Source organism: Escherichia sp. KTE159 (assembly GCF_000408805.1).
Taxonomy (GTDB): Bacteria; Pseudomonadota; Gammaproteobacteria; order Enterobacterales; family Enterobacteriaceae; genus Escherichia; species Escherichia marmotae.
The window spans coordinates 172543-174422 of sequence record NZ_KE137291.1 but is presented as its reverse complement, the minus strand read 5'-3'; the positions used below and the strand labels follow the sequence as shown (position 1 = coordinate 174422).

Annotated in this window: 2 protein-coding genes; both read left to right on the top strand. The window is 41.5% G+C overall.

The window, feature by feature from the left end; genetic code table 11:
• On the top strand, nt 1-618 hold a 618-nt coding region (locus A31E_RS21130; RefSeq protein WP_016248311.1), incomplete at its 5' end, for an omptin family outer membrane protease.
• A gap of 184 nt (nt 619-802) precedes the next feature.
• Nucleotides 803-1880: alpha/beta hydrolase (locus A31E_RS21135; RefSeq protein WP_016248310.1), on the top strand; the 1078-nt coding region annotated here is incomplete at its 3' end.

The window sequence follows — 1880 nt, the reverse complement described above, 5'->3', positions numbered from 1 at the left end:
CCTGGCATCTGGACAGATGAAAGCAGACATCCCGATACCCGCCTTAATTTTGCCAACGAATTTGATCTGAATATCAAAGGCTGGCTCTTAAATGAACCAGATTATCGCCTGGGGCTTATGGCCGGATATCAGGAAAGCCGTTATAGCTTTACAGCCAGAGGTGGTTCCTATATATACTCTGACGGGGGATTCAGAGATGATATCGGCTCCATCCCTAATGGAGAAAGAGTAATAGGCTATAAACAACGTTTTAAAATGCCCTATATTGGCCTTACGGGTAGTTACCGTTATGAAGATTTTGAGTTTGGTGGCACATTTAAATACAGTGGCTGGGTAGAAGCATCTGATAACGATGAACACTATGCCCGTGTAAAAAGAATCACTTATCGCAGTAAGGTCAAAGACCAAAATTACTATTCTATTGCAGTCAATGCAGGTTATTACGTAACACCTAACGCAAAAGTTTATGTTGAAGGTGCATGGAATCGGGTTACGAATAAGAAAGGTGATACTTCACTTTATGACCATAATGATAATACTTCTGAATACAGCAAAAATGGTGCAGGCATAGAAAACTATAATTTCATCACTACTGCTGGTCTTAAGTACACCTTTTAAGACCGTTAACTAAAATCTCCCTGGTGGTAATGCATAGCCCCGGGGAGTTTATCTGCTATTCAGAGTAAACAACATTCTCTAATTTTGTACTCATTTGACCAATATCCGTAACGTCTAGCCCCCTACCGCAACACAGGGGTCAATATATTCAAATTTTATCTTTATACTGATATTCAGAGGCACAATGCGAAAGATAATTGCTCATTTCAAGATTGTTTTAACCTTACTTCTACCCGTAACCGTATCTGCCCAGCAGATCGAGTGGCAATCCTGTATGACCAGTCAATTCAACCACTGGTTTGGTGAGGAAAAACCGTCTCCTGACTTACTATGTGGTTATTTGTCTGTTCCATTAAAATATACAGACACAGGCGGAGATGCTTCTTATGAAAAAAAATCACAAGTCAAACTAGCGTTGACAAAATTGCCGGCAAAAAGCAAGCATAAAGGAAGTATCCTGATAATAAGTGGTGGGCCCGGGTTACCAGGCATAAATCCTTATATTAACTTTGACTGGCCAGTCACAAATCTTCGTGAGTCATGGGATATTATTGGATTTGATCCTCGAGGCGTCGGTCAGTCCACTCCGACAATAAACTGCCAGCAATCAGATACAGGGATTCAGGAAAACATAACCGAAAAGCAACGAGTATTAAATAAAATTAATGCATGTATCCATAATACCGGAGCCGAAGTCATTCGCCATATAGGCTCTAACGAGGCTGTATATGATATTGATCGTATTAGGCAAGCCTTGGGTGATAAACAACTGACAGCCGTGGCGTATTCGTATGGAACACAAATTGCAGCCTTATATGCAGAACGTTTTCCTTACAACGTCAGATCTATCGTTCTGGATGGAGTCGTCGATATTGATGACCTGGAGGACAACTTCACATGGCAACTCAAACAGGCACAAAGTTATCAGGAAACGTTTGATCGCTTTGCATCCTGGTGTGCGCGTACAAAAAGTTGCCCGCTTTCTTCAGACAGAGATAAGGCAATAACTCAGTTCCACGACCTGTTATTAAAATTGCATCACAGACCTTTAATCGACAGCAAGGGAGAAAATATATCTTCGGATGAACTCATATCATTAACAACAGACCTTCTATTATGGCGTTCATCATGGCCAACCCTTGCAACTGCCATACGCCAGTTCTCACAGGGGATTGTCAGTAATGAAATTGAAACTGCGCTCAATGCTCCAATAGCCTCAGAAGAGTCAAGCGATGCTTTGGGGGTAATCCTTTGTGTTGATC